The following is an 18,005-nucleotide window of genomic DNA, read 5'->3' as shown; positions in this document are numbered from 1 at the left end:
TCAAGGCCATTGGACCAGGGTGGTCACTCCAGCGTACCTGGGCTCATTCAGAGCAATTGGTTTCGGTCGGTGCATGAAAGGAAGCGATCAGCGGGCAAGCCACCTTGCCCCGACCAACGCGGCAAGCCTTCACCAGGCCGGACAGAGCCACTTCCATGCGCGCCAACTCCGCCAACTTCCTTCGGATCTCGACAAGTTTTGCTTCTGCAAGGGCGCTTGCCTGCTTGCATTGGGCACCATCCTCAAGTCTCAGAAGCTCCCCGACTTCATCCAAGCTGAACCCCACACTCTGCGCGGACTTGATAAAGCGCAGCCTTTCAACGTCGGCAGCGCCATAGCGGCGGATGCTCCCGGCCTGCCGCGTTGGCTCGGACAGCAGCCTCTTGCGCTGATAGAACCTGATCGTTTCCACACCGACGCCGGCAAGGGCACCAAACTCGCCAATGGTCAGGTGATCGTTGTGCAGGTTCATTCGATGCTCTGTAGTTAGCTACGGTTCCAGCATAGCGCAGTCCAAGCTACGATCCCTGCTGATCGATGTTCGGTGCTGCGTTTTGTCTGCGGTGTCCATGCACCTCCGCTGAGCGAATAGAGACAAGCCAATGTCGAACTCGCTGAACGCCGCTACAAGTGGTTCTTCGAGTGACTCATGCATCGCCGTCACTCTCTCTTGGTCGAGTACCAAGCCTTTGGCTATGCGGTGTGCCGTCACGAGATCGAGTGCAGACCCGACACATCTTTGCAGTTCTTGGGGAACAAATTCTCTGAAGTCCATTGCCAGTCCAATACGCTTGCAATTTCTGCGTGTCCGTCTCTTCAACAGGGTCTCGAACATTCGCGCTCAAGGGCTTGAGCGGTTGAAAGGGGCAATCACCGGTCGATTGCTGGCTGTATCGAGAACGGCGGTAGCGCCCCCGACAGCGGTATTTCCGCAGAAGTTGCGGGCAGCCCCTCGCTGGAATATGCGTTCCCAGTTCGGTCTGCACATGGATTTCATGCAGGCGTGTTGCCTAGAAGCATTCTGCGTTCCCACCGAGTTCCTAAACAGTGGACGCTTTGCGCGGCCGCCGCATCAACCGATAGACCACCGGCACCACCAGCAGTGACAGCAGCGGTGCGCTGATCATCCCGCCAATCATGGGTGCGGCGATGCGCTGCATGACCTCGCTGCCGGTGCCCATGCCCCAGAACAGCGGCAGCAAGCCGGCCACGATGGTGGCCACCGTCATGGCCTTGGGCCGCACCCGCATCACTGCGCCCTCCCGGATCGCTTCCAGCAACGACGGTTCGTCCGTGCGCCCGGCGTCCAGCCGTTCCTGCCAGGCCTGCTTGAGGTAGATCAGCATGATCACGCCGAACTCGGCCGCCACACCGGCCAGCGCAATGAAGCCCACCACGCTGGCCACCGACAGGTTGTGCCCGAGCAGCCAGAGGAACCACACCCCGCCCACCAGCGCGAACGGCAGCGTGGCCATGATCAACAGGGCTTCGTCGAAGCGGCGGAAGATCAGGTACAGCAGCACGAAGATGATGAGCAACGTGACCGGCACCACCAGCTTGAGCTTGGCGGTGGCGCGCTCCAGGAATTCGAACTGCCCCGACCACGACACGGAGTACCCCGCGGGCAGCGCCACTTGCTCGGCCACCGCGCGCTGCATGTCGAGCACCGCGCCGCGCAGATCGCGCCCGCGGATGTCCACGTACACAAAGCCGGCCAGGCGCGCGTTTTCGCTGCGCAGCATGAGCGGCCCTTCGTTGATGCGCAGGTCGGCCACGTCGGACAACACCAGCCGCTGGCCGCCCGGCGCCACGATGGGCAGCGCGCGCAGCTCCGGCAGCGAATCGCGCAGCTCGCGTGGGTAGCGCAGGTTGATCGGGAAGCGTTGCAGGCCCTCCACCGTTTCGCCGATGTTCATGCCGCCCACACCGCCAGCCACGATGTCCTGCACGTCGGCGATGTTCAGCCCGTAGCGCGCGGCGTCCGCACGGCGGATGTCCACGTCGATGTAGCGCCCGCCCGTGAGGCGCTCGGCCAGCGCGCTGCTCACACCAAGCACGTTCTTCACTGCTTTTTCTATCTCGCCGGTGAGGCGGTCGATGGTGGCGAGATCGGGCCCGGCCACCTTCACACCCACCGGGCTCTTGATGCCGGTGGCCAGCATGTCGATGCGGTTGCGGATGGGTGGCACCCAGATGTTGGAGAGGCCCGGCACGCGCACGGTGCGGTCGAGCTCTTCGATCAGCGCCTCGGGCGTGAGGCCGGCGCGCCACTCGTCACGCGGCTTGAACTGGATCGTGGTCTCGAACATCTCCAGCGGCGCCGGGTCGGTGGCGGTCTCGGCGCGCCCGGCCTTGCCGTACACGCTTTGCACTTCGGGAATGGTCTTGATCAGGCGGTCGGTCTGCTGCAGCAGCTCGGCCGCCTTGGCGGCTGAGAGGCCAGGCAGCGCGGTGGGCATGTAGAGCAGATCGCCTTCGTCCAGCGGCGGCATGAACTCGCTGCCCAGCTGGCGCAGCGGCCAGACGCTGACCACCAGCACCAGCGCCGCCACCACCAGCGTGAGCTTCGGCGCCTTGAGCACCGCGTCCAGCACCGGGCGGTACAAGGCGATCAGCGCGCGGTTCAGCGGGTTGGCGGTCTCGGCCGGAATGCGCCCGCGAATCAAATAGCCCATGAGCACCGGGATCAGCGTCACGGCCAGCCCGGCGGAGGCCGCCATGGCGTAGGTCTTGGTGAAGGCCAGCGGGGCGAACAGCCGACCCTCTTGCGCCTCCAGCGTGAACACCGGGATGAAGCTCAGCGTGATGATGAGCAGCGAGAAGAACAGCGCTGGCCCCACCTCAGCCGCAGCGTCGCTGATCACGCGCCAGCGCGGCTCGCCCTGCAGCGTTTCGCCCGGGTGCTGGTGCGCCCAGCGCTCCAGGTGCTTGTGGGCGTTCTCGATCATCACGATGGCCGCGTCCACCATGGCGCCGATGGCAATGGCAATGCCGCCCAGCGACATCACATTCGCATTGATGCCCTGCTGCTGCATCACGATGAACGCCATCAGCACACCCAGCGGCAGCGAGATGCTGGCCACCAGCGCACTGCGCAGGTGGAACAAAAAGGCCAGGCACACCAACGCCACCACGATGAACTCCTCAATCAGCTTTTCGCCCAGGTTTTTCACCGCGCGCTCGATCAGGCCCGAGCGGTCGTACACCGGCACGATCTCCACACCCGCCGGCAGGCTGCGCTGCAGCTCTGCCAGCCGCGTCTTCACCGCCGCGATGGTCTTCAGCGCGTTCTTGCCCGAGCGCATCACCACCACACCACCCACGGCCTCGCCCTCGCCGTTGAGCTCACCGATGCCGCGCCGCATCTCGGGCCCGGTCTGCACCCGCGCCACGTCGCCCAGGCGCACCGACACACCGGCGCTGCTGGTGATCAGCGGAATGGCGCGGAAGTCGTCCAGCGTCTTCAGGTAACCATTGGCGCGCACCGCGTACTCGGCCTCGCCCAGCTCCAGCACCGAGCCCCCGGCCTCCTGGTTGCCGCGCGCCACCGCATCGGCCACCATGGCCTGCGTCACGCGGTAGGCGGCCATCTTGTCGGGGTCGAGCACGATCTGGTACTGCCTGACCATGCCGCCCACGCTCGCCACCTCGGCCACATCGGGCACGGTCTTGAGCTCGAAGCGCACGAACCAGTCCTGCAGGGCGCGCAGTTGGGCAATGTCCTGCCCGCCGGTGCGGTCGACCAAGGCGTATTGGTAGATCCAGCCCACGCCGGTGGCGTCGGGCCCGATGGATGAGGTCGAGCCGCGCGGCAGGCGCGCCTGCACCTGGTTGAGGTACTCCAGCACGCGCGAGCGCGCCCAATACGGGTCCACATCGTCTTCAAACAGCACATAGACAAAGCTGTCGCCGAACATCGAGAAGCCACGCACCGCGCGCGCACCCGGCACCGACAGCATGGTGGTGGTCAGCGGGTAGGTGACCTGGTTCTCCACGATCTGCGGCGCCTGCCCCGGCCAGGTGGTGCGGATGATGACTTGCGTGTCGGACAGGTCGGGCAGCGCATCCAGCGGCGTGCGCTGCAAGGCCAGCACACCCCACGCGCTCAGCAATGCGGTGGCCAGCAACACCAGGAAACGGTTGGCGATGCTCCAGCGGATCAGCCCGGCGATCATTGGCGCGGCTCCGGTGCCACGCGCTGCAGGCTGGTGATGCGCGGCACGTCGCCGTCCTGCATTTCAAACTCGATCTGCAGCCGGTCACCGGCCTCCAGGTCGCGTGGCTGCTGCGCGCGCGGGGGCAACATGAAGTCCATCTGCATCTGCGGCCACTTCAGTGCCGGGATGGGTGGGTGCGTGAGCGTGACCGTGTCGCCGCTGAGCGCATCGATCACCGCGTCGGTGGTGTAGCGCTGTTGTGTGGACGGAGCTGCAGGCTCCTGGTTGAGACGCGCTTCCAAACCGCGCAGGCTGGCTTCGGAGTCGATGAGGAACTGCCCGGAGAGCACCACGCGCTGACCCATCTGCAGCCCCGCGCTGATCTCGGTCTGGCCACCCACCTCCAGGCCCGCGGTCACCTCCACCGGGCGGAAGCGCCCGCCGTCCTCGGCCACCATCACCACGCTGCGACGCCCGGTGTGAATCACCGCATCGCTGGGCACCAGCAAGGTCGCGGCGGCCTTCGGGCGGTCCAGCCGCATGCTCACCAGCATGCCGGGCACCAGCCGCCCCTGCGGGTTCGCCAGCTCGACCCGCGCACGGATGGTGCGTGTGATCGCGTCCACCTCGGGGAGCAAGGTTTGCACCTGGCCCTCGAAGGTCTGGCCGGGCGCGCCGGGGCTGGTGGTGCGCACGCGTGCGCCCGGTTGCAGCAGCGCCGCCTGGCTCTCCGGCACGGCGCCTTCGGCCCACACCGTGCGCGTGCCTTGCAGGCGCATCAGCGTCATGCCCGGCATCACGGTCGCGCCCTCGCGCACCATGAGCTCGCTCACGATGCCGGCGATGGGCGCGGTGAGCGTGAAACGCGCTTGCACTTGTCCGGAGGTGACCACGCGCTGGATGTGCGCGGGTGTCATGCCCGCCTGGCGCATGCGCTGGCGCGCGGCGTCCTGCAGCGCGTCGATACCATCGCCCGTCAGGCGCGCCAGCGCCAGGTACTCCTCCTGCGCGGCCACCCAGTCGGGCACGTACAGCTCGGCCAGAGCCGCGCCGGCCGCCACGCGATCGAGCGCCGCTTTCACATGCAGCTTCTCTACGAAGCCCATGGCACGTGAACTCAGCTCCACCCGCTCGCGCTCGTTCCAGGCCACGTTGCCCACGGCTGTTACTTCCGACACCAGCGAGCCTTCGACCACCGGCGCCGTGCGCAGCCCCAGGTTCTGCTGGATGCGGGGGCTCACGGTGACGCTGCTGGCATCAGCCGCATCGCTGCCGGCGTAGCGCGGCACCAGCATCATGTCCATGAACGGCGACTTGGCGGGGGCCTCGAAGTTCTTGCCCGGCACCATGGGGTCGTGGTAATTCAAGATGCGCCGGCCCGTGACCGGGTCCACATCCCCCGCCTTGAGCGATTCGCGGATGTGCCGGCGCGTGGCTGCTTCGCCTTGCGGGATGGTCCACAGGGACGGGTCGTCGCTGGCGGTGGTCGCCGCAACCGGTTGTGGCGCTGGCGAGGTGTGGCCCATGCCCTGCTGCATGCCCAGCCACCAGGCACCCGCGCCCACGGCAACGAGCAGGGCCACAGCGGCCAGCGCGACGAAGGATGTTTTTTTGCTCATGGTTTCACTCCTGTCGGGCTGTCGGGGATGAGGTATTCGAGTTGGGCCCACAGGCCTGCGGTGTCGCGCTCCAGCGCGAGGCGTTCGAGCGCGAGGTTCAGTGCGTCGCGGCGCGCCTGCAGCACGGTGCCCAGGCTTTCGCGCCCGCCCCGGTAGGCCGCCAGCGCGGCATCCACGCGCTGTGTGACCAGCGGCAGGCGGTGCGCGTCCAGGAAGGCCAGCCGGTCCCGCCCAGCGCGCCAGTCCTGCTGCCAGCGCTGCACCTGCAGCGCCCGCTCGCGGGTCTGTTCCTCGCGCTCGGCCTCCAGTTCGTTCACACGCGCCAGGCGCGCGGCGAGTTCGCGTTGCTGGCGCTGCGGGCGGTCCCATTGCAGCGGCACCGACACGCCAATCGACACCATGTTGGAGAACTGCGAGCCGCGCTGGCTGAACATGACCTCGGCGCTCCAGTCCGGCTTGAGCTCCTGGCGCGCCACTTCGGCCTCGGCCCGCGCCACGGCCTCGCGGGCCTGCAGCGCAACGAGATCGGGCAGGTTGCGCAATGGGTCCGCTTCACCTACCGCTGCGGTGGTGTGCCGCATCGGCGGCGGATCGGCCAGCGGCTGGTCGGGCGGCCCGCCGGTGAAGCGCGCCAGCGTGAGGCGGGCGTTGGTGCGCTCGGCCTGCGCGCCGATCAAGCCTTGCTCCAGCTGGGTCAGCGCCTCGCGGGCATCCAGCGCATCGGCCGTGGAACCGCGACCGCCGCGAAGAGCGGCTTCCGTGGTCTGCACCAGCACACGCGCCTCGGCGATCTGCGACTGCAGCAACAACCAACGCTGCTCCTGCATTCTGCGCTCCAGCCAGGCCTGCGCCACCTCGGTCTGCAGCAGTGCAACGCGTTGTGCACGTTCGCTCAGCGCCGCATCGGCTTCACGCTCGAAGCGCTCGCCCCGCGCACGGCGCTTCTCCGCGCTGGGCAAGGTCTGCATGAGCGCGATCGAGCGCATGGTCATGAAGTCACGCGTGGTGCTGAACCGCTCGGGGCCGTTCACCGGCAAGTTGTCCAGCGAGAGGCGCAGCACCGGGTCGGGTCGTTGCGCAGCGGCTACCGCCATCTCGCGCGCGCCTTGCACGGCAGCGGTTGATGCGTCGAGACTGCGCGAGCGGGCCAGGGCGGCGCTCACCGCAGCGCTCAGGCTCAGGGGTTCATCGGCAGCAGCGGGCGTGACCAGCACGAGCAGGCCAGCGAGGGCCAGCACGGCGCGTGCAAGAAAAAGCGAAGGGTGTTCCATGTCTGAGCTCCGGAGCAGGCACGCCCGGGCACAAAAGCCCTGACAGCGCGCGACAGCAGCGCCACCGGCGGGTGGGCTGCGCTGTGCGGGGAATCAGACGGAAGTGGGTGGACGCCAGAGGCGCGAAGTGGCGCCCGGGGGAAGGCTGCGCCAGGCCGGCGCTTGAGGGTCCTGGGTGACCGGGGTCTGGGTCAAGAGGTAGGGGAAAGACGGCAGGCCTGCAGCTGACGTAACACAACTCTGGACGCTCTTGCAGGGCTGACCCGTGCGCTCAAAGGTGACCATGTCGTTGCAGCAATCGTCCATGGTCTCGGCCAGGGACTCTGTCATCTCGCCGGCTTCGTCCGCCATGGCCATCATGTCCTGCATGGGGCATGGTGACGCAGGAACCTGCCACGCCGCGAACCCCTGCAGGGGCAGCAGCAGACACAGGACGAGGACGAGCAGGCGGCGCATCAGCGAATTCTAGAAGAAGGACTTGCAATGTGGTGCGGTCTCACCATCGAACTCCATCACTGAGGCAAGGCTCCGCTGTATTCACCGCGCGCGGGATAGCTTTTGGCCACCGCGAAGTCCAGGGCTGCGATCAGTTCATCAAAATGGGGACGGGCAAAGGGCATGGTCTGGACGGCGCCGTAGTACAGCGTCGCGTCTGGACGAACAATGAAGACCCCCGGCTCGGAAAACAACGCGGGCTCCTCGATGCCGATGGATGTCGCCCCACGGGACGCGCTGATGTAAAGACCCCACGCGCGTGCAACCTCCAGGGGCAGGCTGTGCCCCACCCGCAGATCAGGAGCGTTCAGCTTGTCGGCCATGGCCTGGGCACGTTCTTCAGTGTCGCTGGACAACGCAATCACCTTCACGCCGCGCTTTGTGAACTCGGGAAGGAGTCGACCAAGCTCGAGCAGGTATTTGTGGCAGATCGGGCAGTGCAGGCCGCGGTAAAAGACCACCAGAGAAAACTGTTCTGGCGAATCGGTGGCGATGTTGAAAGTACCGTGGGACAGGGTCGGGACAGCCAGCGCCGGTACTGTTTGGCGGGGAATGAGCATGGTGTATCTCTCGTAGGTTGTTGTGATGGCGATGTCGCCGGCGACAGCGCTACCGGGGGCGTGGTGAATCGAAACGCCTCAGGCACCCAAGTGTTGTGCCAATGTTGGGAAGTCGTCTACCACGATGGTGCAGTCGGGGTGTGGATGCGGATCGGGGGGGCCGGCGGGGCCCCACTCCAAAGGGCGCCGCACGAAGGCGGTGTGGTAACCGCATGCGCGGGCTGCGTTGAGATCGAAGTTGTGGCATGCCACCATCAAGATTTGACCAGGCGCTACATCCATCCAACGCGCCGCCTGTTCGTAAGCCAGCGGCTGCGGTTTGTAGGCGCCGATCATTTCGCACGAGACCACGGCGTCCCACTCAAGGCCATTGCGTCTGGAGACGGCCATCACCATGGCCAGTGGCAACATGGTGAACGAGACCACCGGAAACTTGCGCTTCAGGCGACCCAATGCCCCGGCAAAGTCTGGCCAGGCGTTCAGGCTGTTCCAGGCGCGATGAATCTGCGCGTGATCTTGCGGCGCGAACATCTCAAGCCCGTGTTGCGCCATCACGCCGTCAAGCACCGTGCGGTGCACGTCGTCCATGTTGAACGCAGGCTGCAGTTTGCCCACGATGCCTGCCATTGACGCGCGCCGGTAGTCGTTGGTTACCGCGTGCCAGTCGCGCTCTACACCGTGGCGCTGTCCGGCCAAGGCGAAGGCCTTGCAGATGCCGCTGTGCCAGTCGAGTACCGTGCCACCGGTGTCAAATGCCAGTGCCTTGATGTTCATGAGGCGGTTCCTTTGTTGTCGAGAAGCGCTTCAACCGCCGCCACGGTGGGTCTGCAGGTCGAAGCACTTCTGAATGCGGTAACGCGCTTCGTCGTCCAGGCCGTCGTACGCGAAGTTCACTTGCAGCTGCGGAATCTCCAGCAACGCAATACGCCTGGGCGGCAGGGTATTCCAGCGCAACTCCATCGATCCCCCGGCCCAGAAGGCCACGTTACGTTGTCCTGCCACATCGGTGGTCAGCTCGGCACCTGGCAGAGCGCGCGGCAACCATGAGATCAGCTCCGAAGCGGTGCAGCCCATCACCCGCTTAAACGTTTGTGGAACAAAGGTGGGCGTCATGGATTTAATGGATCAGTCGACTTTGTAGGCCGAAAAACGCTCGTCCACTGGCGTGGCAAAGGCGTGGTTGGAATAGTTGCTCAGAACCTTCACGGACACAGCCAGCACGATGTAGAGCAGATCCCGCTCCTGGTAACCCGCCTCAAGGAACGACTTTACCGTGGCGGGGCTGGGCTGGCCCAACGACTTCACCATCTCGGTGGTTGTTGCGAACAGCGCGGCCAGTTTGGCATCGGGAATGGGTTGCTTTTGACGGATGGCCTGCAGAACTGGGGCGGGGACGCCAGACATCTTGTCGGCGATCATGCTGTGCGCTGCGGTGCAATAGGTGCAGCCGTTGGTCTGGCTGACTGCGAGGAACACCACCTCCTGCTCCGTGGGCGTCAGGCCAGACTCACTGCGGAACAGTCCGTAGCCATGCAGGTACGTACTCAGCACGGCCGGAGCGTTGGCCATGTTGGCATACATGTTCGGGATGAAGCCGACCTGCTTGAGGGCAGAGTCCAGAATGGCCTTCTGAGGGCCTTCTGCACTGGCGTGGTTGATTGGGTTGAGTTGGTGGATGTATGGGGCGGCAGACATGGAAGGAGGGCTCCTGAGTTGCGATTGCAAAGCTTCACCGATCACTGGGTCAGGTGCTCGACGAACGTTGCTTCATACTAGGTGGTCACCGTACCCAACGAGAGACCAGCCGTCTCTATTTCCATACCCGACGTTCCCTGGAAGGTGAGCACACGGGAGCGTCAAAGACTGAGCGCGGTTTCGGTCTGCGTTGGCAAGGCTTGCTGCCTCAGCCATTGCCCCGGTGCTATTCCGAGCCGGCGCACAAACGCGCGCGACAGGGCGCTCGCGCTGCCATAGCCCACGTCTTCGGCCACCTGCTTGACCGGTGCGCCGCGGGTAAGCAGGCGCTGCGCTGTCATCACGCGCCAAGCGGCCAGGTAGTCAGCCGGGGTGTCGCCAGTCACCTCGCGAAACCGCACCGCAAAGCGGGCGCGTGACATGCCGGCCAGTTGCGCCATGCCGAGCAGGTCCCACGGGTGCTGGGGATCTTCGTGCATTGCGGCCATCACAGGGCCCAGGCGCACATCGGCCAGGCCTGCGAGTGCGCCCCCTTGCGTCAGGCCCAGGGCCATGCAGTGGCGCAGCAGACGAATCATGAGCACTTCGCACAGGCGATCCAGCACTCCTTGTCGGCCCGCGTGTTCGTGAAAGGCCTCCTCGAACATCAGATCCAGCAGAGCGTCGACTCCCGACATCTGCGCCAAAGGGACCATCACCAGATCGGGCAGCGATGCGGTGACGGGATTGACGCCCGAACCACCGAACTGCACCGTGGCACAAACCACGTCGGAGCCAGGTCCGTCATCGGTCACCAGCCGGTGCTGGTCCGGGCGGGGCAGGAACATCAACGTGGGTTGTGTCACCTCGAACCGTCGCCGAGTCACGCCGCGCACCTGAACCCATCCGCTGCGAATCAGGTGGAGGTGTCCGCGTTCTGTGTCGCGCTCGAAGTCGTGAATGCCACAGATGTTGCCGGTATAGAACACACCCGCATGAAGAGAGAAATTGCTTAGCAGTGAGACGAGAGCATCCATGGCCAGATGATACGTCTGGTAAATGAAGCAAAGGTAATGATGATCATTCGTCTCGAATCTGCAGGGCGCGCAGCAAGGGCTGCCAGGTCGCAGCTTGGTCTTCAGTGGCCCTGAGTGAGCCTAGCTGTGCTGCCTGGCACAGTCGCTGCAGCATGCCTGGCTGGGGCGTGACCGGACCAGCAAAGCACAGCGTACCGGCGCCGTCCACGATCAGGATCAGGGGAAAGGTTGTGATGTCGACGTCGTCGAGCACGGTCTCAAAATCTTCCACATCAACCCAGCGCGTACGCCAGTCGGGCTGTGCGCCTGTCAAGGTTTCGAATTCGGGCCGGTAGTCGCGGCAGGTGCCGCACCAATCGGCACACAGGCACACCACGTCCAGCGTCATGCACTCGGCGCGGCTTGGACAGCCGCATCAAGAAACGCCAACAGCGGTTCGTAGCCGTCGTCACGCAGCGCCTGCCCGCGCGTGTTGAACACGCCAGGGTTGCCTTTGACCCCATGACCTTCGAGCAACCGGTTCATGAAATTGAACAGGCACACGGTGAGCACGGCATCGTGCAGCGCGATCTCGGTCCACCCGGCGTCGAAGACAGCTTGCGCATCCCCCTGGGTCATGCGCGTTGGCTCCAGGGTGAGTTTTCGCGCGTAGCGCAAGAGCGGCTTGAGTCGCTCTTCAACATCGGCCGAATCCACATCGGCCAACAAGGCTTCCAGCACACCCTCACCCATGCCGAAGGCCTGCGCGGTCTGCGAATGCACACCGTAGCAATACTGGCAGGCGTTCAGACCAGACACGTAGGCGGCGATCAGCTCTTTGTGAGCGGGCGTCAGCGGACTGGCGTTGCGCAGCGCTGCGGTGTGAAAAGCAACCAGCGCTCGCCCGGCTTCCGGGTTGAGTGTGAGGATGTGGCGCACGCCAGCGTCCTCGGGCAGGGAGGGAAAGAAGCTCATCGGTCGAATCCTGTGGTCAAGGCAACGTGAGTAGTTGTCGCCGGGGTGGTCAAGTCGCCCCATTAGACACCATGAAAATCGAACCCTTGCCGCAGGGTCGGTTTGACGATGTCGAAGTACGGCGACACATCGAAGTCGCGCGGCGCAAACAGGCTGTGGTGGCGAACCATGTAGATCTCGTCTTGGCAATCGGGGCACAGGGGATCGTTGCGGTTCATGAGCCGGACCTCTGGCAGCACGGGGTAACCGATGGCCTGGAAGGCCTGGGCAATCAGGGTAGAGCAAATGGCCTTGGTGGGATCACCGCTGCCCAGCGAGAGCATCCGACGTCGGAAACGGGCAGGCACCGGAGGTGTCGGGAACAGGTAACGCGCCAGGTCGATCACGTTCCTCAGGTCGTACTGCCGCCCGAGCTGGGCCACGGCATGCTGGATCAGCGCTTGCCGGTCTGCGGCGAGCAGACCCACCGGTCTGCAGATGCGTGTGTGGTGCGGCGCGAACAGCTCCAGGCCGACGGCACGCACACCCATCTGCACATCGGCCTCGATGAAGCACAAGTTTTCTGTTTCATCCTGGCCGACCAGGGCGTCGCGGCCAACAAAGAGGGCCGCGTGCGACCAGGTGGACTGGGTGAGGTATTTGATAGCAGTGCTGAACCGGCTGTGTCCCTCAATCAGCAACACATCGCCTGGCACCAGCGTGTCCCTGAGCCACTGCACCGGCGTGGGAGGCGCTGTGCCATGCACATGCACCTCGCGCGCCAGGTAGCGGGCCAGCTGGCGTCCCACGAACCGGGTGAGGCTTCCCACGGTGCTTCCCTTCCCGGTGCACGCTTCAGCAACGCGATGGGTAGCGGATGAACTCATCCACCGAGATCTTGCCCGGCCCGTGGGCCATGAGGTATAGCAATACAGCGGCCCAGACCCCGTGTGTGGGGTAGGCGTCGGGATACACGAAGACCTGGATGACGGTGGTCATGCCCAGCAGCGCCAGCGCCGAGAAACGGGTGGACAGACCTATCAGCAACAGAATGGGAAAAAGATGTTCGCTGAACGCGGCCATCCAGGCCGCCAGGTGCGGCGCAACGATGGGCAAGCGGTATTCATCTGCGAACAGGAACACGGCATTCTCGGAAAGCTTGGGCCATCCCAGCACGAAATCGCCGTTGATGAAGTCGATGGTCAGTCCTTCGATCTTGGTCTGGCCCGATTTCCAGAACACCGCAGCGATCGAAAACCGCGCGAGCAGCGCCAGCAATGAGTTCGGCAGGCGCGTCATGGCGAAGTGGCCACCAGATCGGCCAGTCGATCGAGCAGTGAGGCCGGTTGGGTGCGGGCGGGCGATGGTGATGCGGATTCCATGAGTTGCTCCAGTCATGCGTTGCAAAGGGGGAGATCAACCACCAGGCCGTGGTGCAACAAACCCGCCAGGCTGATTGAAAAATCGAAGTTGTCGTGCTGCGTTCCCATCCCTTCCACTGCCTTTGCCAGTGGTACACCGTCCATGAGAAGTCGAACCAGCGCGACCGTGCCCACCGGCGGCTCCCACACCACCACACCGTCCCCGCGGCGGAGGACGAAGACGTCCTGAGATCGCGTGGTATCTATGGTGGACAAAAGCAGGTCCGACCCGGGCTGGTGCGCCCTCCAGACGTCGGCGCCGGCATGGCTCAGGCTCAAGGGCACGAGGGATGCATCCAGGCGGCACCCGCGCTGCAGCAGCGTGTCGCCGTCGGCGATCACCTCGGCCACCAGGGCAATGTCCATGGGGATGTCGTCGGCCGCATGCAGGCTGTGCATGCAGGCCGCTTCGACGCGCGCCACCGACGGCAAATAGGGCACGCTTTCAGCGGGCTCGAACTGCGCAATGAAGCGATCGAAATCCGCTGCGTAGCGCACCAGCACAGGCTGGTGGGGAGGGGACTGCCGGACGTAGACCGCAGCCATGCTGCGAAAGAACGGCTCGCCGACCAGCTCTGCCGTCACTGGGTAGATGGCGAGCAAGGCATCGACCAGCGAGACGACGGTGTTGTTGCGGTGCACCGCGAAGCGATCGGCCAGATTTCCACCACCCCGCAACACAAGACCCGCCGGCACAGGCAGGGAGGGGTCCAGCAGCGCGTGGGCGAAGCTGTGGTGGCTCATCGCACCACCTCGGGTGTCATGGCATGGATCAATGCTGCAGCATCCAGTGATCGGTTGGCACGCGCCAGCTTCGAGTCTGCCAAGCCCACCTCGGCCATCAGCACGGCAAACGCAGGGATGTTCTGGTCACGCTCCAGCAAGGTGGGCACGGGCCCCACCCGAGCCAGCACCGTGTCGAACAAGGCCCAGACCGCACTGGCGACGCTGGCGCCATGGTTGTCAATGAGCAGGCGCACGCCCGAGCTGTCAAACGATTCGGCAAACCCGGCAAGGTGAATCTGCCCGGCGTGGCGCAGTGGCAGTTCGAGCAGGGCAGCGACGGGGTCCGCGCCCTGGTTGATCGCCGACACGTACACGTTGTTCACGTCCAGCAGCAGACCGCAGCCGGTTCGCTGAACCACCTCGCTCATGAAGGCGCCCTCGCTCCAGGTGGACGCCGCCCATGACAAGTAGGTGGAGGGGTTCTCCAGCAACAAAGGCCGCCCCATGCGGTTCTGGATCTGGTCGATGTGCCGGCAGACCCTGTGAAGGGTAGGCAGGTTGTAAGGCAATGGGAGCAGATCGTTGAAGTGCGTGCTGCTGTGGGACGACCATGCCAGGTGTTCGGAGAAGACCGCCGGCTCGAAACGCTGCACCAGCGCCGTTACCGCCTTGAGGTGTTCTTCGTCCAGGCCGGCTTCCGATCCGATCGACAAACCGACACCATGGATGGTCAGCGGGTAGTCAGCGCGGACCGCTGCAAGGTGGCGCAGCATCGGCCCACCCGCCACCAGATGGTTTTCGGCATGGACCTCGAAGAAGCCCACGTCGGGACGGGTGTCCCGAACGTGGGCGAAGTGCTCTGCCTTCAGGCCCAGCCCACCCCGCATTGGCAGCGCGCCAATCCCCAAGACGGTTTTGAGATCCTGGGCGGAGAGTTTCATAAGAAAGCCTGGTTAGTGAGAGTCCAGCTCAAGCGCATCAAGCCTTTTCCTTGAACTCCTTCAATTGCCCGAATCCGGATGGCGACTTGGGCGATGCGGTCTTCTCGCACGTTCCTTTTGGAACCAGCGACCAGGCGTTGCCCTGGTAGTCCACCTTGGACGTGCCGGCGCAGGTGGTGCCTGGCCCGGCGGCGCAATCGTTCTTGCCCTTCAGCGCGACGCCGAAGCATTTTTCTTTGTCCGCGCTCTGTGCGGCAACAGGTGCAGCCGCCAGCGTGAGCGCGGCACCCATGGCCAGGGCCAGGGCGGCGCCGGATGCGAGGCGGGTGGCGGTGCGGCGATCGACAGTGTTTTCCATGAATCACTCCTGCAAGGGGTTGGCAAATCCGCTCATGGAAATTCCTCCGAGCGGGCAGGTCAGACAATCTGGCCTACCCTGCATGGTCGAAAGCGCGTCTGGTTCGTTACATCAAAAAAAGATTCTTTTCTTGATCGGCGATGTAACCGATCGGGTCAAGCGAACGAACCCGCCATCACATGAAGCCCTCCAATGAAAAATCTCATCAGCACAGCCTTGTCCAGATCCATCGTCCTGAACGCACTGCGTGTGTCTGCCGTTGTCGGCACTGCACTCAATGTGATCAATCAGGGTGAGGCCATCTTGGCCGCTCACGCGCCCTCGTGGATGCATGTGGCACTCAACTACCTGGTGCCCTACCTCGTGTCCAGCTACAGCGCAGCCAAAAACGAAGTCAGCAGAAGCCAGCTGCCTCGCGAAGACGTGCGTCACCCTCAGTAAAACGACTCAGCGGCTTGCGTCGTTCAGGGACCAGTCGTAGTCGAGGTAGGTGATGTCAACGCGCCCGCTGCGGATCCGATCTCGGCCCGCTGCAGAGTCCGACAAGCGTTCGGCGTACAGCCCGGCAAAACCGTGCAATGAGGTGACGCCCCGATCACCTCGCTTGAAATCGTCGGCATACCAGTCAAAGATACGCGAGAGTTGCAGTCGCCCCGCGGCTTCGTCAAACCGGTTGCGCGTCCGGTCAGCCATGAAACGGTTCGACTGCTCCTCCAGTTGGGCGTCGATGCGCGTTGCTACAAAGGCTTCTTCGCGCAACATTGGACACCCGATGGACGCGCAGTTCACGGCGAAATGCACCCTGGGATCGTCATAGACGCCCCGCTTGCGCAGCATGCCGTGTTCGATGTCGTCCAGCGACACCTTGCTGCCCAGCAGGGAAATCCATTTCGGCTTCCAGGGACTGGAGAGGAGGCTGCCCAACTCCTTGATCGACGTCAGGTCCGGGTATTTGGTGAGGATCAGTTCGACGGTGAACGCGTTGTAGGCGTTGATCAGGAACGCCTGGCGCTGCGCCAGGGAGAAGGCCGAGAACCCGTCAATGGTGACGGCGGAAAGTGACGACAGATAGGCCGTGAGGTCCCCGCGGTCCTTTGAGAAGCCTGCGTAGCGAACCTGCGATGCCTGCCCGCCGCGAAGCAGCACGACATGCCGTTTGAGCAGACCGGTCCAGGCGGCGTGGCTGTGATCGAACACTGCAGCATGGCTGTGGCCCAGGGGCAACAAGGCCGGAAGGCACCCGGCAGTGAAGAGGAAAAACTGGCGTCGGCTGGTGCTCATGACAAGGCCCTCGGACAAGGGCTGCGTCGTGACCACGCGCGAGGCGGGCGTGGAAGAAGTTTTCATCTGGCTTGTCTTGACGGGTTGAAAGGGATGGAAGGGCCTTTGATTTACGAAGCCGGAGGCCTTTCGGTTACAGGCAGTGCAGAATCCCGGGCCAACAACCCTGCCTTTGGTCGGCACTTGTTCATGCCGCCCCCCCATTTGTGTAACCAAAGCAGCCGCTGCCACGAAATGCCTAGAGAGACAGGTCCCAACGATTTCGAAGCCAGCCTGAAACCGCTGTGGCTGCGTGCGCAGCAAGGCGATGAGGTCGCTTACCGCGAGGCGCTGGAGAAGATCGCGTTGCGCATCCGCGGATTCCTGCGGCGGCGCATGCAGTCGACGCCAGACGACATCGAAGACCTGGTGCAGGAAACGCTGCTGGCACTTCATCTGCAACGCGGAACCTTTGACCCGACGTTGCCGGTCAGCGCCTGGGTCACCGCGATCGCTCGCCACAAGCTGGTCGATCTCTGGAGGCGCCGTGGGCGGCGGGAGAACCTCCACGACGCGCTGGACGATGTGGACGAGGCCTTGCTGGCAGCCGAGCCGGTCGAAGACGGTGCGCAGCGAGACCTTGAAAGGCTGCTTCAGGAGTTGCCACATGTTCAACGTCAGGCCATCGTGTTGACGAAGATCGAGGGGCTGTCGGTAACCGAAGCATCGATGCGCACCGGCATCTCGGAGTCGGCCATCAAGGTACAAGTGCACAGAGGGTTGAAGCGGCTGGCGCAATGGGTGAAAGACACAGGAACATGAAAACGCAATCGTTGATCGAGATGTTGGCCAAGGGCGCAGGGCCTGCCCCCCAGGCGCCCGTGCTGCGGCGACTGGCCCCAGTGGTGGCGCTTGGCTTGATCGCCAGCGCCTTGTCCGCGCTGGTGAGCATGGGATCGATCCCAGTGACCATGTGGGCTACGCAGGCACCGTGGCTGAAGCTCATGTACGGCGGCAGCTTGGCGCTGGCGGCTGGCTGGTTGACGGCGAGGCTTTCCCGGCCGGTGGCGCGCACGCACTGGCCCGTGCGGGCCGTGTTGGCTGTGTTTGCCACCATGCTGGCCCTGGGCGCGCTCACGCTGGTGTCCAGCGCGCCGGATCAACGCATGGCGGCCCTGTTTGGCGAAACCTGGCTCAGCTGCCCAACGAATGTGGTGGCGCTTTCGTTGCCGGCACTGGCCGGCGCACTGTGGGCGCTTCGCGGACTCGCACCCACCCAACTGCGGGCTGCCGGCTTCAACGCTGGATTGATGGCCGGCGCACTGGGCGCCATGGGTTATTCCCTGGTGTGTCCTGAGGTCTCGGCCACGTTTGTGGCAGTCTGGTACTCGCTGGGAGTCCTGCTGACTGGGCTGCTGGGCGCGGTCCTCGGTCCGCGGCTGCTGAGGTGGTGAGGCCGCGACAACGCCCCTGGCGGTATTTTTTCTGCCGGGCTGTAACAAACAATCGGTTGTGAACGACTGATGGTGTCGAACCTTCAACTTCACCAGTCC

At 64.3% G+C, this 18,005-nt stretch carries 21 protein-coding genes; 3 read left to right on the top strand and 18 right to left on the bottom strand.

The features are described from left to right. Nucleotides 1-43 precede the first annotated feature (43 nt). From Q0C59_RS01745 to Q0C59_RS01665, 17 genes are all read right to left on the bottom strand, one after another. Nucleotides 44-472 (bottom strand): MerR family DNA-binding protein, encoded by a 429-nt coding sequence (locus Q0C59_RS01745; RefSeq protein WP_291210837.1) that lies wholly within the window; start codon nt 470-472, stop codon nt 44-46. A gap of 568 nt (nt 473-1,040) precedes the next feature. After that, a complete protein-coding gene (locus Q0C59_RS01740) occupies nt 1,041-4,175 on the bottom strand; it encodes an efflux RND transporter permease subunit (protein ID WP_291210834.1) in 3,135 nt (1,044 codons plus the stop codon). Continuing rightward, nucleotides 4,172-5,776 (bottom strand): efflux RND transporter periplasmic adaptor subunit, encoded by a 1,605-nt coding sequence (locus Q0C59_RS01735; RefSeq protein ID WP_291210832.1) that lies wholly within the window; start codon nt 5,774-5,776, stop codon nt 4,172-4,174. Before Q0C59_RS01735 ends, Q0C59_RS01740 begins: the two co-directional genes overlap by 4 nt. Continuing rightward, on the bottom strand, nt 5,773-7,047 hold the full coding sequence (locus tag Q0C59_RS01730; RefSeq protein WP_291210829.1) for a TolC family protein: 1,275 nt from the start codon (nt 7,045-7,047) through the stop codon (nt 5,773-5,775). The genes Q0C59_RS01735 and Q0C59_RS01730 overlap by 4 nt, the downstream gene beginning before the upstream one ends. A gap of 93 nt (nt 7,048-7,140) precedes the next feature. Next, nucleotides 7,141-7,503 carry a hypothetical protein gene (locus Q0C59_RS01725; protein ID WP_291210826.1) on the bottom strand — a complete coding sequence of 121 codons (363 nt, stop codon included), beginning with the start codon at nt 7,501-7,503 and terminating at the stop codon, nt 7,141-7,143. A gap of 56 nt (nt 7,504-7,559) precedes the next feature. After that, nucleotides 7,560-8,102, bottom strand: coding sequence for a peroxiredoxin-like family protein (locus Q0C59_RS01720; RefSeq protein ID WP_251711172.1), 543 nt, complete (start codon nt 8,100-8,102; stop codon nt 7,560-7,562). 78 nt (nt 8,103-8,180) lie between these two features. Then, the gene (locus tag Q0C59_RS01715) at nt 8,181-8,876 is read right to left on the bottom strand and encodes a haloacid dehalogenase type II (protein ID WP_291210820.1); all 696 of its coding nucleotides are present in this window, start codon (nt 8,874-8,876) and stop codon (nt 8,181-8,183) included. Between the two features lie 30 nt (nt 8,877-8,906). After that, complete coding sequence (locus Q0C59_RS01710; protein WP_291210817.1) at nt 8,907-9,215, bottom strand: hypothetical protein; 309 nt, start codon at nt 9,213-9,215, stop codon at nt 8,907-8,909. 12 nt (nt 9,216-9,227) lie between these two features. Continuing rightward, nucleotides 9,228-9,797 carry a carboxymuconolactone decarboxylase family protein gene (locus Q0C59_RS01705; RefSeq protein WP_291210814.1) on the bottom strand — a complete coding sequence of 190 codons (570 nt, stop codon included), beginning with the start codon at nt 9,795-9,797 and terminating at the stop codon, nt 9,228-9,230. A 161-nt stretch (nt 9,798-9,958) separates the two neighbouring features. Next, nucleotides 9,959-10,813 carry an AraC family transcriptional regulator gene (locus Q0C59_RS01700; protein ID WP_251711168.1) on the bottom strand — a complete coding sequence of 285 codons (855 nt, stop codon included), beginning with the start codon at nt 10,811-10,813 and terminating at the stop codon, nt 9,959-9,961. 43 nt (nt 10,814-10,856) lie between these two features. Beyond that, on the bottom strand, nt 10,857-11,201 hold the full coding sequence (locus tag Q0C59_RS01695; RefSeq protein WP_291210809.1) for a thioredoxin family protein: 345 nt from the start codon (nt 11,199-11,201) through the stop codon (nt 10,857-10,859). Beyond that, entirely contained in the window at nt 11,198-11,767 is a 570-nt protein-coding gene (locus Q0C59_RS01690) for a carboxymuconolactone decarboxylase family protein (RefSeq protein ID WP_291210806.1), read from the bottom strand. The genes Q0C59_RS01695 and Q0C59_RS01690 overlap by 4 nt, the downstream gene beginning before the upstream one ends. Nucleotides 11,768-11,829: 62 nt before the next feature. Further along, complete coding sequence (locus Q0C59_RS01685) at nt 11,830-12,576, bottom strand: YiiX/YebB-like N1pC/P60 family cysteine hydrolase (RefSeq protein ID WP_291210804.1); 747 nt, start codon at nt 12,574-12,576, stop codon at nt 11,830-11,832. 25 nt (nt 12,577-12,601) lie between these two features. Beyond that, entirely contained in the window at nt 12,602-13,045 is a 444-nt protein-coding gene (locus Q0C59_RS01680) for a DoxX family protein (protein WP_251711187.1), read from the bottom strand. A gap of 95 nt (nt 13,046-13,140) precedes the next feature. Next, nucleotides 13,141-13,911, bottom strand: a complete 771-nt coding sequence (locus tag Q0C59_RS01675) for a DNA-binding domain-containing protein (RefSeq protein WP_291210802.1) — start codon at nt 13,909-13,911, stop codon at nt 13,141-13,143. Beyond that, nucleotides 13,908-14,834, bottom strand: coding sequence for a DUF692 domain-containing protein (locus tag Q0C59_RS01670; protein WP_291210800.1), 927 nt, complete (start codon nt 14,832-14,834; stop codon nt 13,908-13,910). The genes Q0C59_RS01675 and Q0C59_RS01670 overlap by 4 nt, the downstream gene beginning before the upstream one ends. 37 nt (nt 14,835-14,871) lie before the next feature. Further along, on the bottom strand, nt 14,872-15,192 hold the full coding sequence (locus Q0C59_RS01665) for a DUF2282 domain-containing protein (RefSeq protein WP_291210798.1): 321 nt from the start codon (nt 15,190-15,192) through the stop codon (nt 14,872-14,874). Between the two features lie 192 nt (nt 15,193-15,384). Between Q0C59_RS01665 and nrtS the strand changes: the two genes are divergently transcribed. Next, entirely contained in the window at nt 15,385-15,633 is a 249-nt protein-coding gene (nrtS, locus tag Q0C59_RS01660; protein WP_291210795.1) for a nitrate/nitrite transporter NrtS, read from the top strand. Nucleotides 15,634-15,639: 6 nt separating this feature from the next. Here the strand turns inward: nrtS and Q0C59_RS01655 are convergent, their stop codons facing one another. After that, on the bottom strand, nt 15,640-16,539 hold the full coding sequence (locus Q0C59_RS01655; protein WP_291210793.1) for a DUF547 domain-containing protein: 900 nt from the start codon (nt 16,537-16,539) through the stop codon (nt 15,640-15,642). A 39-nt stretch (nt 16,540-16,578) separates the two neighbouring features. Here Q0C59_RS01655 and Q0C59_RS01650 point away from each other — a divergent pair, with 39 nt between their 5' ends. Together Q0C59_RS01650 and Q0C59_RS01645 are read left to right on the top strand one after the other, a co-directional pair. Beyond that, nucleotides 16,579-17,274: a sigma-70 family RNA polymerase sigma factor gene (locus tag Q0C59_RS01650; RefSeq protein WP_366518797.1), complete on the top strand. Its 696-nt coding sequence runs from the start codon at nt 16,579-16,581 to the stop codon at nt 17,272-17,274. Next, complete coding sequence (locus Q0C59_RS01645) at nt 17,271-17,906, top strand: DUF1109 domain-containing protein (RefSeq protein WP_251711160.1); 636 nt, start codon at nt 17,271-17,273, stop codon at nt 17,904-17,906. Before Q0C59_RS01650 ends, Q0C59_RS01645 begins: the two co-directional genes overlap by 4 nt. Nucleotides 17,907-18,005: the final 99 nt, after the last annotated feature.

This window comes from Hydrogenophaga sp., from assembly GCF_022844385.1.
In the GTDB taxonomy this organism is placed as follows: Bacteria; Pseudomonadota; Gammaproteobacteria; order Burkholderiales; family Burkholderiaceae_C; genus Hydrogenophaga.
The sequence above is the reverse complement of the archived record's forward strand: the minus strand, read 5'-3'. Positions and strand labels throughout refer to the sequence as shown.